The organism is Pandoraea sp. PE-S2T-3, from assembly GCF_002179965.1.
GTDB lineage: Bacteria > Pseudomonadota > Gammaproteobacteria > Burkholderiales > Burkholderiaceae > Pandoraea.
In genome coordinates this window covers 316283-342311 of sequence record NZ_NGUQ01000018.1, presented here as the reverse complement: position 1 = coordinate 342311, position 26029 = coordinate 316283, and the positions used below count along the sequence as shown (strand labels likewise).

24 protein-coding genes are annotated in these 26029 nt (G+C 63.6%); 13 read left to right on the top strand and 11 right to left on the bottom strand.

What is annotated here, in order from left to right:
• The first annotated feature begins 293 nt into the window (after positions 1-293).
• On the top strand, positions 294-1115 hold the full coding sequence (locus CDV46_RS16935; RefSeq protein WP_087723770.1) for an alpha/beta fold hydrolase: 822 nt from the start codon (positions 294-296) through the stop codon (positions 1113-1115).
• Between the two features lie 104 nt (positions 1116-1219).
• Here the strand turns inward: CDV46_RS16935 and CDV46_RS16930 are convergent, their stop codons facing one another.
• The 3 genes from CDV46_RS16930 to hppD form a co-directional block, all read right to left on the bottom strand.
• Positions 1220-2419 (bottom strand): amino acid aminotransferase, encoded by a 1200-nt coding sequence (locus tag CDV46_RS16930; protein ID WP_087723768.1) that lies wholly within the window; start codon positions 2417-2419, stop codon positions 1220-1222.
• A gap of 184 nt (positions 2420-2603) precedes the next feature.
• On the bottom strand, positions 2604-3989 hold the full coding sequence (locus CDV46_RS16925) for an amino acid permease (protein WP_087723766.1): 1386 nt from the start codon (positions 3987-3989) through the stop codon (positions 2604-2606).
• 187 nt (positions 3990-4176) lie between these two features.
• On the bottom strand, positions 4177-5250 hold the full coding sequence (gene hppD / locus CDV46_RS16920; RefSeq protein ID WP_058377317.1) for a 4-hydroxyphenylpyruvate dioxygenase: 1074 nt from the start codon (positions 5248-5250) through the stop codon (positions 4177-4179).
• Between the two features lie 331 nt (positions 5251-5581).
• On the opposite strand from hppD, the gene CDV46_RS16915 reads away from it, so the two are divergent.
• A complete protein-coding gene (locus CDV46_RS16915) occupies positions 5582-6055 on the top strand; it encodes an Lrp/AsnC family transcriptional regulator (RefSeq protein WP_058377318.1) in 474 nt (157 codons plus the stop codon).
• A gap of 16 nt (positions 6056-6071) precedes the next feature.
• Here the strand turns inward: CDV46_RS16915 and CDV46_RS16910 are convergent, their stop codons facing one another.
• On the bottom strand, positions 6072-7280 hold the full coding sequence (locus CDV46_RS16910) for an MFS transporter (RefSeq protein WP_254916114.1): 1209 nt from the start codon (positions 7278-7280) through the stop codon (positions 6072-6074).
• Between the two features lie 525 nt (positions 7281-7805).
• Here CDV46_RS16910 and leuA point away from each other — a divergent pair.
• A complete protein-coding gene (leuA, locus tag CDV46_RS16905) occupies positions 7806-9518 on the top strand; it encodes a 2-isopropylmalate synthase (protein WP_087723762.1) in 1713 nt (570 codons plus the stop codon).
• 203 nt (positions 9519-9721) lie between these two features.
• Here the strand turns inward: leuA and pcaF are convergent, their stop codons facing one another.
• From pcaF to CDV46_RS16890, 3 genes are all read right to left on the bottom strand, one after another.
• Complete coding sequence (gene pcaF, locus CDV46_RS16900) at positions 9722-10924, bottom strand: 3-oxoadipyl-CoA thiolase (RefSeq protein WP_058377320.1); 1203 nt, start codon at positions 10922-10924, stop codon at positions 9722-9724.
• A 99-nt stretch (positions 10925-11023) separates the two neighbouring features.
• A complete protein-coding gene (locus CDV46_RS16895; RefSeq protein WP_058377321.1) occupies positions 11024-11674 on the bottom strand; it encodes a 3-oxoacid CoA-transferase subunit B in 651 nt (216 codons plus the stop codon).
• Positions 11675-11698: 24 nt separating this feature from the next.
• The gene (locus CDV46_RS16890) at positions 11699-12376 is read right to left on the bottom strand and encodes a 3-oxoacid CoA-transferase subunit A (protein ID WP_058377322.1); all 678 of its coding nucleotides are present in this window, start codon (positions 12374-12376) and stop codon (positions 11699-11701) included.
• Positions 12377-12766: 390 nt separating this feature from the next.
• Between CDV46_RS16890 and CDV46_RS16885 the strand changes: the two genes are divergently transcribed.
• Positions 12767-13567 (top strand): IclR family transcriptional regulator, encoded by an 801-nt coding sequence (locus CDV46_RS16885; protein WP_087689566.1) that lies wholly within the window; start codon positions 12767-12769, stop codon positions 13565-13567.
• A 72-nt stretch (positions 13568-13639) separates the two neighbouring features.
• On the opposite strand, the gene CDV46_RS16880 is transcribed toward CDV46_RS16885, so the two are convergent.
• The 3 genes from CDV46_RS16880 to CDV46_RS16870 form a co-directional block, all read right to left on the bottom strand.
• Positions 13640-13852 (bottom strand): DUF2783 domain-containing protein, encoded by a 213-nt coding sequence (locus CDV46_RS16880; protein WP_087723760.1) that lies wholly within the window; start codon positions 13850-13852, stop codon positions 13640-13642.
• Between the two features lie 57 nt (positions 13853-13909).
• Positions 13910-15667: an FAD-dependent oxidoreductase gene (locus CDV46_RS16875; RefSeq protein ID WP_087723758.1), complete on the bottom strand. Its 1758-nt coding sequence runs from the start codon at positions 15665-15667 to the stop codon at positions 13910-13912.
• Between the two features lie 97 nt (positions 15668-15764).
• A complete protein-coding gene (locus CDV46_RS16870) occupies positions 15765-16724 on the bottom strand; it encodes an MBL fold metallo-hydrolase (protein ID WP_087723756.1) in 960 nt (319 codons plus the stop codon).
• Between the two features lie 293 nt (positions 16725-17017).
• On the opposite strand from CDV46_RS16870, the gene CDV46_RS16865 reads away from it, so the two are divergent.
• The 8 genes from CDV46_RS16865 to CDV46_RS16830 all read left to right on the top strand — a co-directional run bounded on the left by CDV46_RS16865 (position 17018) and on the right by CDV46_RS16830 (position 24243).
• Positions 17018-17842, top strand: a complete 825-nt coding sequence (locus CDV46_RS16865) for an IclR family transcriptional regulator (protein WP_369597115.1) — start codon at positions 17018-17020, stop codon at positions 17840-17842.
• Positions 17839-18663 (top strand): IclR family transcriptional regulator, encoded by an 825-nt coding sequence (locus CDV46_RS16860; protein ID WP_087723752.1) that lies wholly within the window; start codon positions 17839-17841, stop codon positions 18661-18663. The genes CDV46_RS16865 and CDV46_RS16860 overlap by 4 nt, the downstream gene beginning before the upstream one ends.
• A gap of 207 nt (positions 18664-18870) precedes the next feature.
• Entirely contained in the window at positions 18871-20292 is a 1422-nt protein-coding gene (locus CDV46_RS16855; RefSeq protein WP_140413403.1) for a histidine-type phosphatase, read from the top strand.
• A gap of 74 nt (positions 20293-20366) precedes the next feature.
• Entirely contained in the window at positions 20367-20792 is a 426-nt protein-coding gene (locus tag CDV46_RS16850; RefSeq protein WP_087723748.1) for a T3SS (YopN, CesT) and YbjN peptide-binding chaperone 1, read from the top strand.
• A 107-nt stretch (positions 20793-20899) separates the two neighbouring features.
• Positions 20900-21649: an RNA polymerase sigma factor gene (locus CDV46_RS16845; protein ID WP_087723746.1), complete on the top strand. Its 750-nt coding sequence runs from the start codon at positions 20900-20902 to the stop codon at positions 21647-21649.
• Entirely contained in the window at positions 21646-22335 is a 690-nt protein-coding gene (locus CDV46_RS16840; protein WP_087723744.1) for a hypothetical protein, read from the top strand. Before CDV46_RS16845 ends, CDV46_RS16840 begins: the two co-directional genes overlap by 4 nt.
• 238 nt (positions 22336-22573) lie before the next feature.
• On the top strand, positions 22574-23359 hold the full coding sequence (locus CDV46_RS16835) for a hypothetical protein (RefSeq protein WP_087723742.1): 786 nt from the start codon (positions 22574-22576) through the stop codon (positions 23357-23359).
• Between the two features lie 56 nt (positions 23360-23415).
• Positions 23416-24243 (top strand): DUF4852 domain-containing protein, encoded by an 828-nt coding sequence (locus CDV46_RS16830; RefSeq protein WP_087723740.1) that lies wholly within the window; start codon positions 23416-23418, stop codon positions 24241-24243.
• On the opposite strand, the gene CDV46_RS16825 is transcribed toward CDV46_RS16830, so the two are convergent.
• Positions 24244-24720, bottom strand: a complete 477-nt coding sequence (locus CDV46_RS16825) for a GNAT family N-acetyltransferase (protein WP_087689544.1) — start codon at positions 24718-24720, stop codon at positions 24244-24246.
• A 238-nt stretch (positions 24721-24958) separates the two neighbouring features.
• Here CDV46_RS16825 and CDV46_RS16820 point away from each other — a divergent pair, with 238 nt between their 5' ends.
• A complete protein-coding gene (locus CDV46_RS16820) occupies positions 24959-25921 on the top strand; it encodes an alpha/beta hydrolase family protein (RefSeq protein WP_140413402.1) in 963 nt (320 codons plus the stop codon).
• The last annotated feature ends 108 nt before the right edge of the window (positions 25922-26029 follow it).

Here is a 26029-nt window from a genome sequence, read left to right as displayed (position 1 = left end):
GCGGATGTCACCGCAGGACAGCCAATATAACGCCAAGTGAAAAGGCTTGCAGACGGCGGCGCGGGCGCACGGGATGTGACAGATGTACGGCAGTTCGGTGAAGCACGCGCATTCGGCCGACAAGAAATTTCAGCTTGAATGTGCGGCGGATGGCGACTTAAATGGAAAGCCTTCACTTTCGAGAAATCTCGCCCCGCAGGTGGATGGGGTCTGACCGGCGAACGGCACGCACGTCGTCGTCTCTTTGTTGTTCTCTCTGTCGTTCTTCAAAGCATTCGCGCAAGGACCGAACCATGAGCACATTCAAGACGAAAGATGGCACCACGATCTACTACAAGGACTGGGGCAAGGGCCGCCCGGTCGTTTTCTCACACGGCTGGCCGCTTTGTGCCGACGCCTGGGATGCGCAGATGCTGTTCCTCGTGCAGCACGGCTATCGCGTCATCGCCCATGATCGCCGCGGCCACGGGCGCTCGGATCAGCCCGGCACCGGCAACGATATGGATACCTACGCCGACGATCTGGCGGCGCTGGTCGATTCGCTAGATCTGAAGGAAGCGACGTTCGTCGGCCATTCGACGGGCGGTGGCGAAGTGGCGCACTATCTCGGCCGTCATGGCACGCGCCGTGCCGCGCAGGCGGTGCTCATCGGCGCGGTGCCGCCTATCATGGTCAAGTCCGACAAGAATCCGAACGGGCTGCCGATCGGTGTGTTCGACGAGATTCGCGCGAATGTGGCCGCCAATCGCTCGCAGTTCTATCAGGATCTGGCCGTGCCGTTCTACGGTTACAACCGGCCGAACGCCAAGAAGTCGCAGGGCGTCATCGACGCGTTCTGGCTACAGGGCATGTGGGGCTCGCATCTGGGCCAATACCTGTGCGTGAAGGAATTCTCGGAAGTGGATTACACCGACGATCTGAAGATGATCGACGTACCCGCACTCATCCTGCACGGCGACGACGATCAGATCGTGCCGATCGACGATGCGGGCAAGCTGAGTGCGAAAATCATCAAGGACGCCACGCTGAAGATCTACCCGGGCGGCGCGCACGGCATGTGCACGGTGGAAGCCGAGAAGGTCAACGCGGACCTGCTGGAATTTCTGCGGAAGTAGCCGACGCCCGGCGATTTGCGCTGGCGTGAAACGACAAAGGGACGGCAGTTGCCGTCCCTTTGTGTTTGTCGCAGTCGTTTGTAGCGGTAAAGCGCGACGCGTGATTACGCGTTGTTCAGCACCTTGGCGATGCTCTCGGCCACGACGCCGACGTTCTTCTCGTTCAGACCGGCAACACACATACGGCCCGAGCGAATCAGATACACGCCGTGTTCGTCGCGCAGCACGTCGACTTGCGCCGCCGACAGGCCCGTGTACGTGAACATGCCGCGTTGTTCCAGATAACGCGAGAGCATGTTGTCCGGCACGTGACCGCGCAGACCCTCATGGATCGCGCCGCGCATGCGCGTGATGCGCTGGCACATCTGCGTGAGTTCGTCTTCCCACGACTTGCGCAGTTCCGGCGTGCTCAGCACCTTGGCGACGATCTTCGCGCCATGCGTCGGCGGGTTGCTGTAGTTCGAACGCACGGCGCTCGTCAGCTGACCCAGCACGCGCTCGGCCGCTTCGCCCGATTCGCAGATCACCGACAGGCCGCCGCAACGCTCGCCGTACAGCGAGAAGTTCTTCGAGAACGAATTGGCCACGAAGGCCGGCACGCCTTGACGGGCCAGTTCGCGAATCACGAACGCATCGGCGTCCAGACCCGAGCCGAAGCCCTGATAGGCCATGTCGACGAAGGGCAGCAGTTCGCGCTTCTTGAGCACCTCGATTACCTGCACCCACTGCGCGTCGTTCAGATCGACACCGGTCGGGTTGTGGCAACAAGCGTGCAGCAGCACGACGCTGCGTGCCGGCAGCTTGTCGATGGCGTCGACCATCGCTTCGAATTGCAGGCCGCCCGTAGCTTCGTCGTAATACGGGTACGTATTCACGGTGAAACCGGCGCGCTCGAAGATGAAGCGGTGGTTATCCCACGTGGGGTCGCTCACCCAGACCTGTGCACCCGGGAAGTAACGCTTGATGAAGTCGGCACCGACTTTCAGCGCGCCCGAGCCTCCGAGCGTCTGCACCGTGGCGATGCGGCCTTCGGTGCGGGCAGGCGAGTCCTCGCCGAACACGAGGGCCTGCACGGCGTCGCGATAGTTGGCGAAGCCTGCCATCGGCAGATATGGCTTCGGACCCACCTCGGCCAGCAGCAGGGCTTCGGCCTGACGCACCGCTTGCATGACCGGCAGACGGCCATCGTCGTCGTAATAGATGCCGATGCTCAGGTTGACCTTGTCGGTACGCGGATCCTTCGCAAAATTCTCGTTGAGCGAGAGGATCGGGTCACCGGGATAGGCATCGATATGTTCGAACATGGCAGGTCCTGGAATAACGGAGATAACGAGAGAGATTCGGTAAGACGGGAAACTGGCCGGCGCGCGAGCGCAAACGTCGATGATACCGCTAGTGCGGTGCCCCCGTGTGTGTCCGGGCCCCGGGACATGCCCCGCGCGGCGTGCGCGCGGGGTGGGCTTTCGTTTGCGTGGGTGACGCTTCGCGTCAGCGGGCCGCCGTGGCGGGCACGCCAGCGGCCGCACGCTTCTGGCGCAGGCGGTAGCCGAGCGTCAGCACGACCAGCCAGACCGGGATCAGATAGACCGAGATGCGCAGGTCGGGGATCAGGTACATCACGACCAGAATGCCGGCGAGGAAGACGAGGCACAGATAGTTCGTGAACGGGTACCACAGGCTCTTGAAGACCGTGGTTTCACCGGCACGCGCCTTGGCCCGGCGGAACACCAGATGGATCACGCTGATCATGGCCCAGTTGATGATGAGGGCCGAGACGACCAGACCCATCAGCAGTTCGAACGCCTTGCCGGGCATGAAGTAGTTGATCACCACGCACAGCGCGGTCGCTGCGGCCGACACACCGAGCGCGGCGAGCGGAATGCCACGGGCGTTGACCTTGAGCAGCGCGCGCGGCGCGTTGCCCTGACCGGCCAGACCGTAGAGCATGCGGCTGTTGCAATACACGCCGCTGTTATAGACGGACAGGGCGGCGGTCAGCACCACGGCGTTGAGCACGTTGGCGACGAAGTTGCTGTTCAGTTCATGGAAGATCAGCACGAACGGGCTGCCGCCGGAGACGACCTTCTCCCACGGATACAGCGAGAGCAGCACGCCGAGGGCGCCGACGTAGAAAATCAGAATGCGGTAGATCACCTGATTGGTCGCACGCGGAATGGTGTGCGACGGATCGTCGGCCTCGGCCGCAGTGATGCCCACCAGTTCGAGCCCGCCGAACGAGAACATGATCACGGCCATCGCCATGACAAGGCCGGACACGCCGTTCGGGAAGAACCCGCCGTGCTGCCAGAGGTTGGCCACGCTGGCGTCGGGGCCGGCATTGCCCGAGAAGAGCAGATAGCCGCCAAACCCGATCATGCCGACGATGGCGGCGACCTTGATGATGGCGAACCAGAACTCCATCTCGCCGTATGACTTCACGCTCGACAGGTTGATGGCGTTGATGATCCCGAAGCACACGAGTGCCGAGACCCACGTGGGGATCGCCGGCCACCAGTACTGCACGTAAATGCCGACGGCCGAGAGTTCGGCCATCGACACGAGGATGTACAGCACCCAGTAGTTCCAGCCCGAGACGAAGCCCGCGAACTGGCCGCAATACTTGTTGGCGAAGTAACTGAACGAGCCGGCGACGGGCTCGTCGACGACCATTTCACCGAGCTGCCGCATGATGAAGAACGCGACGATACCGGCAACGGCGTAGCCAAGCAGTACGGACGGTCCAGCGGTTTTGATGGTTTGGGCGATGCCGAGAAAGAGGCCGGTGCCGATCGCGCCACCGAGGGCGATCAATTGAATGTGACGATTCTTCAGGCCGCGGTGGAGCGAGCCTTCTTGTGCTGCATTGGCGGACATGTCTGTTCCTTACCCTACCTTCGATGCCATGCGGCGCGCCTCTCTGTCTCCGTTCGGTAGGAACGGACCGGAAGCGTTGAGCCGCCACGGCGCGGTGCTTATGACACCGTCGCCGTGTTCTTGGTGGTCACCCCCCGAGAGGTGACCGTCATCCCGGCGCACGGGGCGCCGGTTGTCTCCCCTGGACTCAGACCTTGAGCGTGCCGCGCGCGATCTGGTCGCGTTCGAGCGATTCGAACAGCGCCTTGAAGTTGCCTTCGCCGAAGCCGTCGTCGCCCCGGCGCTGAATGAACTCGAAGAACACCGGACCCAGCAGGGTCTTCGAGAAGATCTGGAGCAGCAGACGCGGCTTGCCGCCTTCGGTCGTGCCGTCGAGCAGAATGCCGCGCGACTTCAGCTCACCGACCGGCTGGCCGTGACCCGGCAGACGCGTTTCGAGCGCCTGATAGTAGAAGTCGTTCGGTGCCGTCATGAGCGGTACGCCGGCCATTTGCAGATTGTCGATGACCTGAATCAGGTCGTCGGTCAGGAATGCAATGTGCTGAATGCCTTCACCGTTGAAGGCCATCAGGAATTCCTCGATCTGGCCGCTGCCCTTGGCGGATTCTTCGTTCAGGGGAATGCGGATTTTACCATCGGGTGCGGTCATCGCCTTCGACGCCAGACCGGTGTACTCGCCCGAGATATCGAAGTAACGAATTTCGCGGAAGTTGAACAGCTTCTCGTAGAAGTTGGCCCAGAAGGACATACGGCCGCGATAGACGTTGTGCGTCAGGTGGTCGATCAGGCGCAGGCCGTGGCCGACCGGATGACGATCGACGCCTTCGATGAATTCGAAGTCGATGTCATAGATCGACTTGCCTTCTTCGAAGCGGTCGATCAGGTACAGCGGCGCGCCGCCGATGCCCTTGATGGCCGGCAGACGCAGTTCCATCGGGCCGGTGGCGATCTCGACCGGCTGGGCGCCGAGTTCCAGCGCGCGGGCGTAGGCCTGATGCGAATCTTTCACGCGGAAGGCCATGCCGCAGGCGCTCGGGCCATGCTCGGCGGCGAAGTAGGCCGCCGGGCTGTTCGGCTCGCGGTTGACGATGAAGTTAACCTCGCCCTGACGATAAAGCACCACGTCTTTCGAACGATGGCGGGCCACGAGCGTGAAGCCCATCTGCTCGAAGATCGGCTCAAGCAGGTTCGGGGTGGGCGACGCGAATTCCACGAATTCGAAGCCCATCAATTGCATCGGGTTGTCAAACAGGTCGGCCATGATCGTCTCGGCTTTGTGAGGTGGATGTTTCGTTGGACGCGTGCCCGGCCCGGTGGTTGTGCGCCTGGCTTCGGAAGACGGATTTCTCGAACCGGTCCCGCTTCACAATTTACGCAATAAAATTGTGAATCGCTGACCGCCCGGTCGGGATTTTGTACCCTGCCGTTTTAATTCCCGAAACCTGCGTAGTGCCAGCCATCGTGCGTGCACTGCATCGATTTGAGGGGCCCAGTGTAAGTGCGTCAACGCAAAATAGGATTTCGTAAAAGGCACAGGGAAACCCTATGTTATGCATTAATATTTCTAAATTTACGGGTTTAAGGAGAGGAAAGTGCATAACATCGAGATCGATCGGATCGACGTCCGGCTGCTGGCGATTTTGCAGTCGCACGGACGGATTTCGAATCTGGAATTGGCCGAGGCCATCAAGCTGTCGCCGGCGCAGACATTGCGCCGCCATCGCCGCCTCGAAGAGTTGGGGGTGATCAAGGGATACGACACGCGGCTCGATGCGCAACGGCTCGGTTTCAGCGTCGTGGCGTTTGTCCACGTGACGATGGAGCGCGGGCATATTCGTGACCTGTCGAACTTCAAGGGACTGGTCGCGGAGCTGGCGCAGATACAGGAGTGCTTTTCCGTGACCGGCGATATCGACTACGTGCTCAAGGTAGTGGCGCGTGACCTGAAGGGGTTGTCCGAATTTCTGCTCGATACGCTGATGCGGATTCCGGGCGTGAGCGCCGTCAAATCGAGCGTCTGTCTCGATGAAATCAAGTGTACGTCGGCGGTGCCGCTGGCGTCCTGAGCGACCCCTGACCTCGCTATCGCCGCGCCCGCACGGCGAATGCCGCGAGTGCCACGGCCACCGCGACGAGCGCGCATCCGGCCCACGGCGTGAGCATCAGCGCGTTCGCATCGACGAGTGCACCGCCTGCGCCCGCCCCGAGCGCTACGCCGACGTGCATGGCTGCCACGTTCACGCCCACATTGGCGTCGGCTTGCTGTGGCGCGCTGCGAATCAGGAAGTTCTGCACCACGGGCGAAATCGACCACGACAAACAGCCCCAGACCATCATCGCAACGACGAAGATCGCTACGTGCCACGCGCTATCGATACCGGTGACACCCATGCCACCGCTCCCGGCGCCCAGCATCGCGGCCAGCGGCACACAAGCCATCGCGGCGAGAAACAGCAGCGGACACCCGAGCAGCGCTCGCGAGGCACCTGCCCGGTCCGATCCCAATCCACCAAGCCATGCGCCGGCCACCCCCGCCACGCCGAAAGCGACGAACAGCAGGCTCAAACCATCGGGTGAAGGCGCGAGGGTCTTCTGGAGATACGGCGCGAGATACGCGAACAGCATGAAGTGCCCGCCAAGCATGGCGATCGACACGCCTTGCGCGGCAAGCAAGCGAGGCTGCGCCAGTGCTTTCACATACGCTCGCAGCGTCAGCGCGGTGGCGGGCTGCGTGAGCGGCAACACGCGCCAGAGCACGAACATGAGCGGCGCACTGACCAGACCGATGACGGCGAACACGGCGCGCCATCCTGCCCAGTGTTCGAGCGTCATGCCGAGCGGAACGCCGAGTACCAGCGAGCCGCTGATGCCCATGAAGATGATCCCCACGGCGCGCCCGTGAAACTCGGGCGGCGTGATTTCGGTGGCCAGCCGCGAGCAGAGCAGCACGATGGTGGCGCAACTGGCCGCCATGGCCATGCGCGCCACGAACAGCGCGGCGTACCCCGGGGCGGCTGCGGCGGCGAGGTTGCTGAGCGTGAAGGCCAGCAGCGCGACGATCAGCGCGGGGCGCCGGGCATGCCGGGAGAGCCACGCGGCCATCGTGAAGGCCCACAGCGCGAAGACTGCCGAAAAGACGGTGGTGAGTTGGCCCGCCGAGGCCATCGAGACCCCGAGCCCGTGCGAGATCGCGGGCAGGATGCCGATGCAGATGTTTTCGTCGATCCCGACGAGAAAGACGGTGAGCGCGAGCAGCCAGACCTTGGCGGCGCTATGCGGCGTTGCCGCGATGGGCGCGAGTGACGATGTTGGTGACGTCGATGACGTCGATGAAGTCGATGACGTTGATGAAGCGGGGGAGGCCAATGAAGACTCCGATGTCATGACACGCACCGTGCGTCACCGGGATTGGCGCGACGGTTGAGCGTATCGATCCGTCGGGTTTCGAGGCTAGGCTTCGGTTATCCCATCGCCGGAACATTATCGGAATCGACGCAACGCGGCAACCGGGGGCCGGTCTGTGTGACGGCTGGGGATTATCGCAAGGCGACACACGATAGTTGACAGCCCGGGAATATCTGTGATCTTATGCAGCACATGATCACCGCGCAATTCTCCCTCTCGCTACGACTACTAGCCCGCTCCACCGGGCTTGGTCCGTTGCTGCGCGCGTGCATCGTCTGAATTTCCTCTGAAGCACCGCTGATTTTCCCCAGTTACGCCGATCTGAGCCCCGGTTCATCCAACCGGAGGTCGTAGCTTTTTTGCGCTCAAGCGTCGTCCGGTTGCCACTTTTTCCGACAATCGAGACACGCCATGTTGAACAACCCCGCTACCAAGTACCGCGCCTTCAGTCCGGTCAACATTCCGGACCGACAGTGGCCGAGCCGCACCATCACGCGTGCACCGATCTGGATGAGCACCGACCTGCGCGACGGCAATCAGGCCTTGTTCGAGCCGATGGACGCGCAGCGCAAGATGCGCATGTTCAAGATGCTGGTCGCGATCGGTTTCAAGGAAATCGAAGTCGCGTTCCCGTCCGCCTCCGAAACCGATTTCAACTTCGTGCGTGAATTGATCGAAGGCGGTCACATCCCCGACGACGTCACCATCGAAGTGCTCACGCAGGCACGTGACGATCTCATCGAGCGCACCTTCGCCGCCCTCAAGGGCGCACCGCGCGCCATCGTTCACCTGTACAACGCCACGGCTCCGGAATTCCGCCGCATCGTCTTCAACCTCGACCAGCCGGGCGTGAAAGCGCTGGCCGTCGCAGCCGCCAAGACCATCAAGCGTTGCGCCGACGCCGCCCCCGATACCCGCTGGACCCTGCAATACAGCCCCGAAACGTTCACGGGCACCGAACTCGATTTCGCCAAAGAAGTTTGTGACGCGGTCTTCGATGTCTGGCAGCCGACGCCGGACCACAAGTGCATCGTCAACCTGCCCGCCACCGTTGAAATCGGCACGCCGAACTACTACGCCGATCAGATCGAGTGGATGCACCGCAACCTCAAGCATCGCGATTCGCTGATTCTCTCGGTGCACCCGCACAACGACCGTGGCACGGCAGTGGCCGCCGCCGAGCTGGCCGTGATGGCCGGTGCCGATCGTATCGAAGGGTGCCTGTTCGGTAACGGCGAGCGCACCGGTAACGTCGATCTCGTCACGCTCGCGTTGAATCTCTACACGCAAGGCGTGGACCCGGGCCTCGACTTCTCGAACATCAACGAAGTCGCCCGCACGTCGGAAGAATGCACGCAATTGCCGGTGCATCCGCGCCACCCGTACGTGGGCGATCTCGTGTTCACCGCGTTCTCGGGCTCGCATCAGGACGCCATCAAGAAGGGCTTCGCCGCACAGAAGCCGGACACCTTCTGGGAAGTGCCGTACATGCCGATCGATCCGAGCGATCTGGGCCGCACTTACGACTCGATCATTCGTGTGAACAGCCAGTCGGGCAAGGGTGGCATTGCCTTCCTGCTCGAACAGTCGTACGGGGTGCAAATGCCGCGCCGCCTGCAAGTTGATTTCAGCTCGGCCGTGCAGCGCTACACCGACGAGACCGGCGCCGAAGTCACGGCAGCGCAGATCTGGCAACTGTTCCAGAAAGAATATGTGGAAGCGGCCGAACCGGTGGCTTATGTCGGCCACACGCTCTCGGAGCGCGACGGCCGTCAGCAGATCGCTGTGACCATCGACATCCACGGTCAACGCACGACGGTGTCGGGTGCCGGTAACGGTCCGCTCGATGCGCTGATGAACGCGATGCGCACGCCGGTGCGTGTGCAGCACTACGAAGAGCGCGCGCTGACGCAAGGTGCCGATGCACGTGCTATCGCGATTGCCGAAATGGCGGGCGAAACGATTGTCGGTAGCGCGTTCGGCGTGGGTATCGATGCGAATCTCACGACGGCCTCGATCCGTGCGGTCATCAGCGGTATCAACCGCGCTTATGACCGCAGCGAAGCCGATGCGAAGGCCACGTTCTTCGACGCCGTGATGCGCGATGTCGCCAAGGCCGTCTGAGGCTTTTTCAAACAGAAAACTCAGGCAGGAACTGAGGAGACACGTAGTCCAGCAGGGAATTTGAGGCAGACGTGTACCGCTGAGCGCTGATCGTGCGAGCGGGACACCGGTGCGGCGCGACGACACTTACCCAGTGTCGTGCGACCGCCCCGGCCACAGAAATCAAGCGGTGTGACAGGGTGGGGGGAGTAAGCCCTGCCCGGTCAGATCGCTTCGATGGCGATAGCGATGCCTTGGCCGACCCCAATGCACATCGTACACAGCGCAAAGCGGCCACCGGAACGCTTTAGCTGATACATCGCCGTCGTCACCAGACGTGCGCCGCTCATGCCGAGCGGATGGCCCAGCGCGATCGCGCCGCCGTTCGGATTGACGCGCAGGTCGTCGTCAGCGACACCCAGCTGACGCAGCACGGCCAGGCCCTGGCTCGCAAACGCTTCGTTGAGTTCGATCACATCGAACTGATCGAGCGACATGCCGAGCCGCGCCAACAGTTTGATTGTTGCGGGCGCCGGACCGATGCCCATGATGCGCGGTGCTACCCCTGCCGTCGCCATGCCCAGAATCCTGGCGCGCGGCGTCAGGCCAAAGCGCGCCGCGCTCGCCTCGTCTGCTAACAGCAGCGCGCAGGCGCCGTCGTTGACGCCAGAAGCGTTACCGGCGGTCACGGTCCCATCAGGGCGTACCACGCCCTTGAGTCTGGCAAGCGCTTCCATGCTGGTGGCACGCGGATGTTCGTCGCGGTCCACCACAATGGCTTCGCCCTTCTTCTGGGCGATCGACACCGGCGTAATTTCTTCCGCCAGCGTGCCGTTAGCCTGCGCACGCGCCGCTTTCTCTTGCGAGCGCACCGCGAAGCGATCCTGATCTTCGCGGCTGATGCCGAATTCCGTCGCCACGTTCTCGCCCGTCTCGGGCATCGAATCCACGCCGTATTGCGCCTTCATTAGCGGATTGACGAAACGCCAGCCGATGGTCGTGTCGTAAATCTCTGCCTGACGTGAAAACGCACTGGCGGCTTTGCCCATCACGAACGGCGCACGGCTCATGCTTTCCACGCCACCGGCGATCATCAGACCGGCTTCGCCTGCCTTGATGGCGCGCGCGGCGGTGCCGATGGCATCCATGCCCGAGCCGCACAAACGGTTGACGGTGCCACCCGGCACGTCTTGCGGCAGCCCGGCGAGCAGCGCCGACATGCGGGCCACGTTGCGGTTGTCTTCGCCGGCCTGATTCGCGCAGCCGTAGATCACATCGTCAACCAGCGTCCAGTCGACGTTGCCGTTGCGCGCCATCAGCGCCTTGATCGGAATCGCGCCGAGATCGTCGGCACGCACCGACGACAGTGCGCCGCCGTAACGGCCGATAGGGGTGCGGATCGCGTCGCAGATAAAGACTTCACTCATTTGTCTACCTCACCGAATGGGGGATTTCGAATTCACTCAATGCATGCCGAACAATGCAAATCGCCGGGAATCTCCCGGCGATCGTGTGCAATGCAGATATCAGGCGACGGCCGGCGAGGGCAGTAGCGTCACGCCGCTCAGACGTTGCAACTCGTCGAACGTCAGCCCTTCGACCATATCGCGCACGCGCAGCCCTTCGGGCGTCACGTCGATGACCGCGAGGTCCGTGTAGATGCGCGTCACGCAGCCCACACCCGTCAGCGGGTAGGTGCACGCGTCGACGATCTTGCTTTCGCCTTGCTTGGTCTGATGTTCCATCATCACGAACACCTGCTTGGCGCCGGTCGCGAGATCCATCGCGCCACCCACCGCGGGGATGGCGTCGGGCGCGCCCGTGTGCCAGTTGGCGAGGTCGCCGGTCTTCGAGACCTGGAACGCACCCAGCACGCAGAAGTCGAGGTGGCCGCCGCGCATCATCGCGAACGAGTCGGCGTGATGGAAATACGCGCCGCCCGGTTTGAGCGTGACGGGCTGCTTGCCGGCGTTGATGAGGTCTTCATCCTCTTCGCCCTTGGCGGGGGCCGGGCCCATCCCGATCACGCCGTTCTCGCTTTGCAGAATGATTTCTTTCTCGGCCGGCAGGTGATTGGCCACTGCCGTGGGCAGGCCGATACCGAGGTTCACATAGGCGCCGTCGGGAATATCCTGGGCGACGCGGGCGGCCATCTGGTCGCGGGTCAGTCGGTTCATGTCGTAGCTCCGGAATAGGGGACGTCAGGCGCTCGCGGTGCCGGGCACCGCGACGATACGTTGAACGAAGATGCCGGGCGTGACCACGGCTTCCGGATCGAGCTCGCCCAGTTCCACGACTTCGCTGACCTGAACGATGGCGCATTTCGCAGCGGTCGCCATGATGGGGCCGAAGTTGCGGGCGGTCTTGCGATACACCAGATTGCCCCAGCGGTCGCCCTTGAGCGCCTTGATCAACGCGAAATCGGCGTGGATCGGCGATTCGAGCACGTACGGCTTGCCGTCGATCACGCGGGTTTCCTTGCCTTCGGCGAGCAGCGTGCCGTAGCCGGTCGGCGTGAAGAAACCGCCGATGCCTGCACCGGCAGCGCGAATGCGTTCGGCCAGATTGCCTTGTGGCACCAGTTCCAGTTCGATCTTGCCGGCGCGATAGAGCGCGTCGAACACCTGCGAATCGGTCTGACGCGGGAACGAGCAGATGATCTTGCGCACGCGCCCGGCCTTGAGCAGCGCGGCGAGGCCCGTCTCACCATTGCCGGCGTTGTTGTTGACGATGGTCAGATCGCGCGCGCCTTGTTCGATCAGGGCGTCGATGAGCGCCGAGGGCATACCGGCGTTGCCAAAGCCGCCAATCATGATCGTGGCGCCGTCATGGACGTCGGCGACCGCGCTGGCGAGCGATTCGTAAATCTTGTTGATCACACGTGCCTCCTGGGCAGTTCCGTCGAACGAACCTGCGGTCTCGGGCTGACTAGCCAGAGCCTGCGCGCCGTCCGGTGCGGTTGTCTCGCGGCGATGACGTCTTGTCCGGCGGCATCGTCTGGTTCACAATGTTCTTATAGCGAACAAATATTCGCTATAAGAACAGCGTAAGCTTTCCGATGTCGGGCGTCAAGACAGGGAAGGCGCGAGACGCATTCGGTGAGACTGTGTGTCCCGCACGGTGGAACCGCTCGCGCAAATCCATTACGCTTGCCGTCTGCGCGATCGTGGTGCATCGCCGGGACGCCCGGTGGCCCGCGCAATCACGCTTGATAAGAAGTCACCCGACAAACCACCCTGCAACCCGCCAGACCTGCCGATAGCTACCCAATGACACCTGTGCCGAACGACTCCCGCGATCCGACCGAGAAGAAGCCGGGCGACTCTTATGTGCAGTCGTTTGCGCGCGGGCTTGCGGTAGTCAAGGCGTTCAATGCGGCGCGGCCGGCCCAGACGCTGTCTGAAGTGGCGCAGGCGTCCGGCCTGACCCGCGCGGGCGCCCGGCGCATTCTGCTGACGCTCGAAGCGCTCGGTTACGTGCGCAGCGAGGGGCGGTTATTCCGCCTGACGCCGCGTATTCTCGATCTGGGTTTCTCGTATCTGACGTCGATGCCGCTGTGGAATCTGGCCGAGCCGTTTATGGAAGCGCTGGTTCAGCAGGTGCAGGAGAGCAGTTCGGCATCCGTGCTCGACGGCGACGACATCGTCTATGTGCTGCGCGTGCCCGTGCGCAAGGTGATGTCGATCAACCTGTCGATCGGCAGCCGCTTGCCGGCGTGGTGTACGTCGATGGGGCGCGTGATGTTGTCCGCACTGCCCGACGACGAACTCGACGCTGCGCTGCGCCGCGCCGATATTCGTCAGCACACGCGCCGCACGCTGACGGACGTGGACGCGCTGCGCGAACGCATCCTGCAAGTGCGGGCGCAAGGCTGGGCCGTGGTCGATCAGGAACTGGAAGAGGGCTTGATCTCGATTGCTGCGCCGATTCGCAACCGGGCCGGGCAGGTCATCGCCGCGATGAATGTGAGCGGTCAAGCGAACCGGACGTCGGCGGCGGAGATGGAGACGAAGTTTCTGGCGCCGCTGCAACAAGCCGCGCAGAAGATTTCGCAGATGGTGGTCGTGTAAATCAATCACCACAGAAAAACTACCGGGGCGTCGCCATGCGAGCGCCCCGTTTTTATTGGTGCTGCGTACCGATCAAGCGCGGGCGGCGGCGCCCAATGCCCCGGCGCGCGCCAACTGCATGGCAGAGAGCAGCGTCTCGTGATCGCCGATCTGATTGGCGAGCAGCAGAATCAGTTGGGCGTTGGCGGCCTGACTCTGTGCGTCGTCGAAATCGCGATGCATATCGATAAGCGCTTCGTAGAAGTCGTCGGGGCGCGTCAGGCGCGGTTTTGTATCGAGTGCCATGGGTGTCTCCTCCCGGCTGAATTCATGTGTGTTGTTGAGAATAGTGTCAGCGCCGGCTCACGCCGCGCACGGCATCGTCGCCTGCGCTGACGACACGCGTCCGAGCGCCCGGTCTCGCGCTTGCGCAATGGCAGCGGCATCGAGGGTGCGCCAGCGTGCACAGACGTGCTGATCCGGTCGGACCAGATAGACCGTGCCGGGTGTGGCGTCGTAACGCTGCGCGGCGAGTCCTTGGGCATCGTGCCAAACGTTCTCGTCACCTTGCGCTTGCGAGGCGTCGTTCGTGACGAACACCGGCATGACGGGCACGCGGTCATTCGCCATCGCTTGCAACGCCGCCAGTGCCGCCGCATCCAGCGAGGCGGGCGAGCCGAACACCAGCGCGACAAAGCGCCCGCCGAGACGCGGCAATAGCCAGCCGTCCTGCGCGTTGTGCGAGAGCGGCGCGTCGAGGCAGGTTGCCCCCGGCACCATGCGCCCGACAAACGTGTCGCGATCGGCAGTGTTCAGCGTGGAGTCGTGCAACACCGCAGGCACCGACAAGCGGCCGCTGTTCACCAGTTGACGGGCGAACGCATGATCGCGTGCCAGCGTCAGCACAGCATCGCGAAACACGCGCGACACTGGGCTTTTGGGCGTGATGAAGTCTGTTGCGCGCGTCGAGTTAAGAATGTTCTCGTCCGCGGCGAATTCGCGCTCACGGGCATAGGTATCGAGCAACGTATCGGGCGCACGGTCATCCAGCACCATGGCCAGTTTCCACGCGAGATTTTCCGCATCCTGCACGCCGCTGTTCGCACCGCGTGCCCCGAACGGCGACACGCCGTGCGCCGAGTCACCCGCGAAGAGCACATTGCCGTGGCGGAAGCTGTCCATGCGCAGGCACGAGAACGTGTAGACGCTCACCCACTCCAGCGTGAATTTGGCATCGGGGCCAAGCAGGGCCTGCACGCGCGGAATCACGCGCTCGGGCGTCTTCTCCGCTTCGGGATCGGCGTCCCAGCCCAGTTGGAAATCGATGCGCCAGACGTCGTCCGGCTGACGGTGCAGCAACACCGACTGATTCGGATGGAAGGGCGGGTCGAACCAGAACCAGCGCTCTGCCGGGAAGTTCGCCGTCATCTTCACGTCGGCAATCAGAAAGCGATCCTTGAACGTGCGGCCGTGGCTGTCCACACCGATCAGCTTGCGCACCGGGCTGCGTGAACCGTCGGCCGCGACAACGTAGCGCGCCGTCGTTTGATACGCGCCATCGGGCGTGTCGACCGTGAGGGTCACGCTCGCATCGGCGGCGCCGGGTGTACCGTGCTGCACGAGTCCCGAGACCTTGTTCTTCCAGCGGATTTCGATGTTCGGCAGCTCGCTGGCGCGCTCGAACAGATAGCCTTCGACGTAGTACTGCTGCAAGTTGATGAACGCGGGACGATGGTGTCCGGCGTCTGGCAGCAGATCGAAGTTGTAGACCTCCTGATCACGCAGAAACACGCGGCCGACATTCCAGCAAACGCCTTTTTGCACCATGCGATCGCCGCAGCCGAGCCGGTCGAAGATGTCGAGCGTGCGCTTGGCGAAGCAGATGGCGCGCGAGCCGGTGGAGAGCGTGCAGTCGTCGTCGAGCACGATCACGTGCACACCCTGATGGGCGAGATCGATGGCGGTCGCGAGCCCGACCGGGCCGGCACCAACGACGATGACCGGGTGCGGTGCGGCGGTTCGGCCGGTGTCATTCGTGCCATTCGCGCCATTCGTAGCTGCCGACTGTTCGGCACAAGGCTGGTACGTGAACGTGAGGCGCTGGTAATCGATGCTGCTCATGCAATGTCTCCGTCGCCGGTGCCTCATCCGCGCGCCATGTCAGCGTCGCGCGGGCGGGCACCGTTTCTACTTTTGATTTGCTACCGGGTCAGTGGGCTCAGTCTTGCAGTGCGGCCCACATTTCCTTGTCGCGCTGCGCCGTCCAAATGCGCGGGTGCGTGATGCCGCTGGCCTCATCGAAGGCGCGCGTCACATCGAACGGCAGGCAGTGTTCGTAGATGAAAACGTGACCGAACTTCGGGTCCATCTGGCTGCGCGTGAGTGCCATCGCGCCCTTCAGATCGAGCTTCTGTTCGACGGCTTTCTTGCCGGCTTCGAACAGCGTCGTCACGAAGTCCTTCGTGTAGGCGAGGCCCTTGGCGACGTCGGCGGGCGTGGTGAGTGCCGGGCCACGGCCCGGGACGAGCTTCTCGGCACCGAGTGCCGCCAGCGCGTCGAGCGTGGCGGGCCACTCGGCGAGTTGTGCGTCGCCGGTGTAGCAGGCGGCGTCGTACTCGACCAGATCGCCCGAGAACAGCACCTTGTCCGACGGCAGCCACACGACCGTGTCGCCCTTCGTATGGCCCGAGCCCAGATGCGCAATCTTCACTTCGAGCTTGCCGAGGAACAGCGTCATTTCCTTCTCGAACACGAGCGTCGGCCACGTCAGGCCCGGCACCGTCTCGACACCGGCGAACAGACGCGGGAAGCGTTCGATCTCCGACTTCATGTCGGCTTCGCCGCGCTCTTGAATCATCTCAAACGTGCCGCGGCTCGCGATGATCTGCTGCGCGCCTTCTTCGAAGTAAGCCGACGCGCCCAGCACGCGCACGGCGTGATAGTGCGAGAGCACCACGTACTTGATCGGCTTGTCGGTGACCGTGCGGATCTTGGCGATCAGGTCTTGCGCCATGGCCGGCGTGGCCGTCGTGTCGACGATCATCACGCCGTCGTCGCCGATGATGACGCCCGAGTTCGGGTCGCCTTCTGCCGTGTAGGCCCAGGCGTGTTCCGACAGTTGGGTGAAGGTGACCTTTTTCGCTTCCAGGTCGGCTTGCGAGGCAAATGCTTTAGCCATGCTGTCTCTCTCTCGTGTCTTGTCTGTGGGGATGAACCGACGACGGGTGGCAGCTCGCACGTCATGAAAGCATGCTCTGTCGGCCGATCGGCGTCAGGGTGCAGCCATCTTACGAAATGGGCTGAATTTTTGTCAATGACAAATATAGTTGTTATTTGCTAATGTTGCGACAAGCGCGCCGCAGGTGATTCGAAACATCCGGGAGAACCCTGAGATGCCCATTTCCGGGCATGCTGCGGCGACTTGTTTAGAATCTAGGCCACTTTTTCTCCGGGAGTCCGCTCCCCCTCTGCATGAACCGAATTCCAAAGGGCGACATGGCGCGTGCCTCCGACAGCCTCGACGACGATGGCGCCCAGCCCGCACGTGTCTCGCGCGGCGTGCAAAGCGTGGACGTTGCCGCCCGCGTGTTGCAGGCACTTGCACAGGCGCGGCGGCCGCTGGCACCGGGCGATCTGGCGGCGCTGGCCGGTCTGCCGCCCGCGCAGGCGCACCCTTATCTGGTGAGTCTCACGCGGCTTGGGTTACTCAAGCGCGATCCGATGTCAGGCAGCTATGCGCCGGGGCCGATGCTGTTGCGGCTGGCGTTGCTCCATCTTGAGAACGATCCCGCGTATCGCGCCGCCGTCCCGCGCGTGGTGGCGCTCGCGCGTGAAACCGGCTTCTGTGTGGCGATCTCTACCCCGGCACCGCAAGGCCCGCTCGTCGTGCACTTCGAGCGCGCGGCCTTCCCGCTGCATGTGAACTTGCACGTGGGGTCGGTCATGTCGCTCACGACGACGTCTACCGGCCGCGCGTTCTGCGCGTTCACGCCGTTAGCCGACTGGCCGCTCGCGTGGCATGAGCAAATGCCGGGCAACGCCGATGAGCAACACCACTTTGCCGAACTCCTCGACGAGACGCGCGCGCACGGCATGGCACGCAGCGTGAACACGCCGAGCCCGTCGGTCAGCAGCCTGTGCGTGCCCGTGTTCGATGCCAGCGGCCGCTTGCGGCTCGCACTCACCGCCATCGGTCCGACGGCGGCACTCGATGTCGATTGGCAGGGGGCTGCCGCGACGGCATTGCGCGAGACGGCCAACGCCATCGCAAGACAAGTCAACGAGGAACTGGCATGAGCGAGCCGACGAAGCCACAACGCGGCATTCAGGCACTGGAGAGCACCGGTGCGTTGCTTGAGGCGTTGGTCGCGGCGGCGCGTCCGTTGCCCCTCAACGGTCTGGCGCGCGATGCGGGCATGGCCCCGGCCAAGGCGCATCCGCATCTGGTGAGCCTTCAGCGCGCCGGGTTGCTCAGCCGCGACGCGAGCGGCAACTTCGAAGCCGGCGCGCTCAGTCTCGAACTGGGTCTGATGGCCTTGCAACGTCTCTCGCCAACGGGCGAAGCCGAGCCCGAGATTCTGGCGTTGGCACAAGCCACGGGTCTTTCGGCGGCGATGGCCGTGCTGGGTCCCGTGGGGCCGACCGTCGTCCGGCTGGAAGAGGCGATGCGCCCGCAACACGTGAGCCTGCGCATCGGCACCGTGCTGTCGCTCGTGAACACGGCCATCGGGCGCACGTTTGCCGCGTTTCTACCGCCGGCGGTGCTCGACGGCATGCTGGCGCAAGAGAGTGTGCGCATGGCCGGTCTGGGGGCGGACGGCCGTGCTGCCAAGCCACCGAAGGACTACGACGGCCGGCTGGCGGACATTCGCACGCATCGCCTCGATACCGCGTTGAGCAATCCGGTGCCCGGTATCGATACGGTCGCGGTGCCCGTGTTCGATCACACCGGCGAAGTCACGCTGGTGCTGGCGCTGATGGGATCGTCCGGCAGCTTCGACACCACGCCCGAGGGCGAACCGGCCAGTGCACTGATAGCCGCAGCGCATCGGCTGTCGTGGCGCTTTGGCGCCGTCGGCCGCTCATTGGACGACGGCTCGCCCGATTCGGCGGTGTAGCCCACGAGCCGTCGCAAGGCGTCGCACGGGTGTCGTCGTGCGTCGCAATGCGGTAACACATCGGGGCCGCGAATTCGCGGGGGCGGCATCAAAATTCATGGGCCGTCGCGTGGGCACGACGGGGCAATTGCGGCATTGCGCGATGTCATGGCGGCAAGGTTAAGATGGGCGCCAACGCCATCCATGTCATTCCGACACACTGCCGCCATGACTCGCATGCCCGTCGAATCCCGTGGGAAAGCCGCTGCGCTCGCCCGGACGCTGCCTCTGACGCTGATGATCGCGGCATTGCTGAGTGCCTGCGCGTCACCGCCACAACAGCAGCCGGGCCCCGCCCGTCCGACCGAGTCGGCGGCTCAGGTCGACGGCATGCCCGCCGACTGGACGCTGGTCTCGACCGTGATCGTGAGCCGTCATGGGGTTCGGTCTCCGACGCATGCGCATCCGCCGCTCGACAAGCTGAGCCCCGACGCGTGGCCCGGCTGGGTGGTCCCCGCCGGTTATCTGACGGCGCGTGGCGGCTCGCTCGCCGAGCGCATGGGCCGCTACTACGGCGACTGGCTGCGCGCGCGCCGTGTCTTGCCTGAGAACACCTGCCCCGCACCGGGTACCGTCTACGGCTGGGCCGATATCGACCAACGCACGCGTGAGACCGGCAGCGCCTTGATGCAGGGCATCGCGCCGGGTTGCGACATGCGCACGGCCCATCAAGCCGATCTCACCACGTACGACGCCGTGTTCCATCCGGTGGCCGCCGGTGACTGCCCGCTGGACCCGGGCGCGGCGCGCGGTGCGATTGAAGCGCGTCTCGCGCCGGATGGTGTTGCGGGCCTCAACAAACGTTATGCCGCCACGATTGCCCGCATGGGCGAAGTCCTTGGCTATTCGCGCAGCCCAGCGTGCGGTGCACAGGGCAACTGCAAGCTTGAAGACGTGCCGACGCGCCTGCGTGTCGAGGGCGACGGAAGCGGCGTGACGCTGCGTGGCGCGCTCGGCAGCGCGGCCACCGCGTCGGAGGTCTTCTTGCTGCAATACGGCGAGGGCTTCCCCGACAACGACGTAGCCTGGGGACGCATTCGTGACGAGAGCGACTGGGCACGCCTGCTCGAAGCGCACAACGCCCAGCGCGATCTGCTCGACCGCACGCCCTATCTCGCAGCGACCAACGGCACGCCGCTGCTCGCGGTCGTGCTCGACGCACTGACCCGCTCGGCCGCCGAAGCGGGCGCACCGCCGCCCGCGCCCGTGCGCGGCCCGGTGTTGCCGGTCGGCAACCGGGTGTATGTGCTCACTGGCCACGACACCAACGTGGCGAATCTGGCCGGCATGCTCAAGTTCGACTGGCAGCTTCCCGATCAGCCTGACAACACCCCGCCCGACGGCGCGCTGGTGTTCTCGCTCTGGCGCAACCCGGCAGGCGAGCCGTTCGTGCGGGTCGAATTCATCTATCAATCAATGCAGCAGTTGCGTCAGCTCACCGCGCTCTCGCTCGATGAGCCGGCCAAGCGCGTCACGCTGCCGTTGGCCGATTGTGCCGACGGCCCGGACGGCCGTGCATGTCGCTGGCCGGCCTTTGCACAGCGGGCGAAGTCAGCGCTGACACCGGCGTGCCTTGAGGCGGTGAGGTAGTCCGCCCAAAAAAGCGACCGGTTTCAGCGTGTCACTCCGAATGGGGTAGTGTCGGCTAACCCTTGGAGTCCGCTATGCAAGACCACATCCAGACCCTGCTCACCTACCTTCAGGGCGAAGGCTATTCGGCGCATCTCGACGATGACGGCGATATCGCGTTCAAGCGCGAAGGCCTGCAATACGTGCTGTGTTTCGACCAGAGCGATCCGGGCTACGGCAAGCTCCTGCTGCCTAACGTCTACCAGATCGAATCGCAGGAATCACTCTCTCGCGCGTTGATTGCGATGGACGAGATCAACCGTCAGATGAAGGTGGTGAAGATCTATACCGTGCGCGATCAGGTCTGGCTCACGGTTGAGTTGTGGTTCGCCGACCAAACTTGCTGGTGTCCGCTGCTGGGGCGGTCGATGCGGGCACTCAGCCACGCGCTGATGAAGTTTGCCGAGGCGATCAACACGCACGCGCCAGCGACAACATCTGCCCGGCGGCTGAACGCCTGACGCAGGCCTCGCCGTGGCCTCGGGCAAGCGCAAGGAAACGTAAAATTCGTGCGGCGCCACGGCGGCCAAACTCACGTAGAATTCGCGGCTGGACTACGTGAGCCCGCATGAAACGCGACGATATCGAAAACGAAGAACTCACGCGCTTGTTGCGCAAGTTCGGCCAACCGGGGGACGGCAGCGCTGCCGTCAAGCTGGCCCATCGCGAGTTTTACAATCGCATGGCCGGTGCGCTCGCCCGGCAGGCGCTTCAGGCGACCGGTTTCAACGACGACCTCGCCCGCCAGACCGTTCAGGAGGCGTGGTGCAAGATCGTGACGGGCGCGCAGGACTACGATCCGTCGCGCGCCTCCGTCAAGACCTGGGTCAACATGATCACCCGGTACTGCGCGCTCGATGTGCTGCGCGTGCACTACAAACATTCCCGCTTTACCCACGATGACGCCGAGGATGCCAAGCCATCCGGCGACCCGGCAGACACGCGCAACTTCGGTCAGATCGCAGGCGATGCGCCGATGGAAGACCCCGACGACATCGCGTGCGAGTGGCCGAGTGCCGCCGACGGCATCTACGGCAATCAGATCGAGAGCGCGGTGCGAAAGTGTCTCGATGCGCTGCCCGCCGGCTCGAATCCCAACTATCGTTTGGCCATGGAACTGGCGCTCGACGAGGACCTCTCGTACGCGGACATGACCGTGGAGATGCAACGCACGTTGCCCCCCGGCGTGCTGATCAACAGCGAGCAGGTGCGCGGCTGGGTCAAGAAAGCGCGCGAGCGCATGCGCGGGTGTGTGTCGCGCAAACTGGGCTTGGGCAAGACAAGCACTTCAGGCAATGCAAAGGAGACGGGCGAGTGAATCACGACGAACTGGAACGTTTCCGCTCACTGGCGTTTCTCTACGCCTGCGACAAGCTCGACGCGGGCGAACGGGCGTGGATGGACGCGCAACTCGCCGCGCATCCCGATTGGCAATCGATCGTGCGCGAGGAGCGCGAGTTCGCCGGCGCCACGCGTGAAGCCATTGAAACGAGTTACGCCGAGCGTGCGCCGCTGGTGGCGTTCGACGATCTGCCCGATGCGCAAACGATTGCCGCGCGTGCGAAGCCATCGAACGGCACCGCCAAAAGCCAGCGCAAACCGGCCTCGCTGATCGATCGTCTGCGCGGTTGGTGGCGTGCGCCGGTGGGCCGGGGCTGGGCGTTTGCTTCGGTGGCGGCGCTGGCATTGCTCACGGGGCTGCAAACCGTGCGTCTCGCCGGGTTGGAGAAACTGGCCGTGCCGACCGAAGGCACGAGCACCCTGCGGGGGGGCGCATCACCGGCGCCGGGCGTGCCGCTGTTGCAGGTGATTTTTGTCGAGACGACGACCGTCGCGCAGGTTCGCAAGACGCTTGGCGATCTTCAACTCGACATCGTGCGCGGGCCGGACGACGACGGCATGCTCTGGCTGGCCGTGCCTGCGGGCGACCCCAAGAAGGCACTGGCCGATCTCAAGGCGACCGGGCTCATCGTTTATGGCGATGTCGCGAGCGACGGCAAATAGCATTCACTGCTGAGGCATCGGCGTGTCGACGACGGGGACTTCGGTCCCCGCTTTTTATGGCCACGGCCAGCACAAAAAAATCTGAAAAAAGTCTCCCGGTTTTTCGACCGGGCTCCGAATAGGGGAGTAACTGCTGCGACGCACGCCACCTGTCAGGGAGGTGCCAGCCGAACAGCGGATCAACGAACGCCGAAACGGTGAACCCGTGAAATGGCAACCCTATTGCGGAGAAAGCGACATGAAGCAACGTGGAAAGATTTTGCGCGACACGAGCGCGGGCCCCGGTCTCGTGATGATCGGTTCGCGTCAGCATCCGTTCGACCTGGAAGGCGTGTGGCAATCGTCGCAGGCCCCGGCGGTGAACATGACCGTCGAGGCGTTGCTCGACGACACCGGCCGCGTGATCACGTTGAGCGTTGTCGCTGAGAGCCAACTGGCGCGCGAAGCGGCCGACGAGGCGATGGCGGCGGTCAAGCAGAAGGGCAACGCGCTCGTCGCCCGCTTCGGTCCGCGCACGCTGGGGGCGATGGCCTTGCTTGCCATTGGCTGGTTCATGCTCAACGTGGTGTCGGTGCAGGTCTCGGCGGACTACCGCGTCGGTATCTCGTTCTGGAAGTTGCTGGGCCTGATCAACTCGCCGGGCGGCGTCATCAACGCGATGGGCGGCAACGGGGGCAGCGCGGGGATCTACGGGGTGGTGGCGGTGCTGGCGATCGTCGCGCCGCTGGCGCCTTACTTCGTCAAAGACCGCCGTGCGCATCTGGCGAACCTCTTGCCGCTGGTCTTCATGGCCGCGATCGGCATTGCCATCTATCTGAACATCAGCGACGGCCTGTCGCAGGCCAAGACGGCAGCGTCGTACTTCGGTGGACGCGATGCCGGACGCATGGCCTCGGACTTCGCGTCGCAGATGGTGCGTGAAGCCCTCAAGGCGATTTCGCTCGGCTTGGGTGCCTACCTGTCGCTGATCGTCAGCGTGTATCTCGCCGGGACCGGCTTGCGCGGTTTCCTCGCTGGGCGCTAAGCGAGCGCCCCGATCGCAGCGATACCTCCACGACAACCCATCAGGATTTAACCACCATGACTACGCTCAACCACTCGACCAAGATCGCTGAATCCATCAGCCCCGCCAAGCCCGTCAAGCGTTTGCTGATCGCCGCACTCATCGCCTCCTGCGCGATGGGGCTGGCGGCCTGTGGTGACAAAGGTGACAAAGTTGACAAGGGCGCCAACGCGCCGACGGACAAGGCCGCTGCGGCCCCTGCCAATCTCAACGACGTCAAGTCGCCGCAGGCTGCCCAGCAGTTGCAAAAACAGATGGTGCAGGACAGTCTGCCGAAGGCCGACCCCGCCACGCCCGATGCGAGCTACGCCGAACTGAACAGCGGCAATCAGTTGATGTTCTCGTATCTGGCGCTGGCAGATCTGCCCGTTGATTACGATCAGGTGGCCCGGCGCATGTCGCGGGACTACGCGAATTCGAATGACGAGTTCCGCAAGCACGATCTGCTCGACGCGCTCAAGCCGAAGATCGACGCCTCGGTGTCGCAAGCCAAGACGCAGCGTTACTTCCGCATGACGATCAACAACGGCATCCGCCAGTACGCGTTCGACAAGAAAGCGTTCCCGCTGGATAGCTCGCTCTCCGAGGCCGGGTCATACCGCTACTTCCTCGACAACGGCGACTACCGTCTGAGCTTCAGCAACGGGGAGCGCTTTCACGATCTGAGCGTGCAGGACGAGAACGCAGCGCGCAAGATCGAGTCGATGCGTGCACGCGGCGAAGCGCCGAATCTGGTGGTCTATGCGTTCGCACAGTCCGCCGATATCGCGAACAAGGCGGTGAGCGCGCAGATCGTCAAGGTGACGCTGGTCGACCGCCAGGGCAACGTGCTGGCGTCGCAGTAATTACTCGGGGAGATCGAGTTTCATGCCCTCGTGAGTGGCGTGAAAGCCAAGACTTTCGTAAAAACGCCGTGCATCGTCACGGCGTTTGTCCGTGGTGAGTTGCACGAGCGTGCAGCCGGCCGCGCGCGCTCGTGCAATCACTTGCTCGAAGAACCAGCGGCCGACACCTTGGCCACGACAGGCGCTCGATACGCGCACCCCTTCCAACAGCGCGCGTGTACGTCCGCGCCGCGATAGCCCGGGAATCACCGTGAACTGCATCACGGCCAGTAGCTGCCCCTCACGCTCGACCACCAGATATTCATTGCCGCCCTGTGAGGTCATCGCGTCGAACGCGCGCTCGTAGATCGGCAGGTCTTGCGGGTCGGTGCTCTCGCGGGACGTCCCGAGCACGTCGTCGGCCAGCAGCGCGACGATCGCGGGCAAGTCGGCACGTGTTGCGCTGCGCACCTGTGCGGTGGCGAGGAAATCGGTCATGGCAGTGATCCAGACAAGAGGGGATAGGGGCGGTCGTCAGCTTACTCCTCGACGGTGCACGGCTTGGTGCAAGGCCCTGATCACGTCGTGGCTTTCTTCTAATTTACTTCGTGAGCGAAACAAAATATGACATATACTTCGCATGCGAAATAAATTGAAAGGTCACCGTTTGCATCAGAGGCGCGCCCCCCAATCCCCCCCAATCCCCCCGAAGCATGACGCGCCGAGGAGTGAAGCCATGTCATCCCTTGCCTTGGAAATACAAGCCGTCGACGGGTATCCGCTTGGCGCACATGCGTGGTATCCGCAGACGTTGCCAGCGCGCGGTGTGGTGCTCGTGCATCCGGCGACGGCGGTCCCCGAGCGGCTGTACTTCGCCTTCGCGCAGTACGTGGCGCAACGGGGTTTGATCGCCATTACCTATAGCTATCGGGGCATCGACGGCTCGCGGCCATCACGCTTGCGCGGTTTCGAGACGCGCATGCGCGACTGGGCCGATCTCGATGTGGAAGGCGTCACTCGCTGGGCCCATCAGCAATACCCATCGCTGCCGCTTTATGCCGTGGGTCATAGTTTTGGCGGGCACGCCATCGGACTGTGCGAAAGCACGAATCTGCTGCGGGCTGCGGTACAAATTGCCTCGCATGCCGGGTCGATGCGCGTCGTGACCAACCTTCGCGAACGCCGGCGCATCACGTTGCTGCTGCATTGGATCGGCCCATTGCTGACGCGCGCGATGGGTTATATGCCGGGCAGCCGGCTGGGTCTCGGTGAAGACCTGCCTGCGGGGGTATTCCTCGAATGGAGCGATTGGACGCGACTGGAGAACTACTTCTTCGACGATCCGACGCTGCATGCCGAAGCGCGTTTTGCACGCGTGCGCACGCCGATTCTGTCGATGGGGTTCGATGACGATCTCTGGGCGACGCCCGCCGGCATCGAAGCGCTGGTCTCTCGATTGCGTAACACCACCGTGGTGCGCCGCACCATCGAAGCTATTTGTTCGGATACCGGAACGATCGGCCATATGGGATACTTTCGCCAGCGTGCCGGCGCGTTCCTGTGGCCCGAGACTATCGATTGGCTGTTGTCGACAGGCGAGGCAGACGAGGTAGTGGAAGCAGGACAAGCGGGGCAGGGCGTGATGGCGCGAGCGAGTGCGCCGGCGCCACTCTCATCGGTCTCCACTCACCTTGCCTGAATGCCCAAAGCGAAACCTCCGGTCACTCCACCTCCCCCGGCTGCCAAGACGTCTCATCGCGCCCCCAACAAGTCTGCCAAGTCCAGCGAGGCCACTGAGGCCACCGAG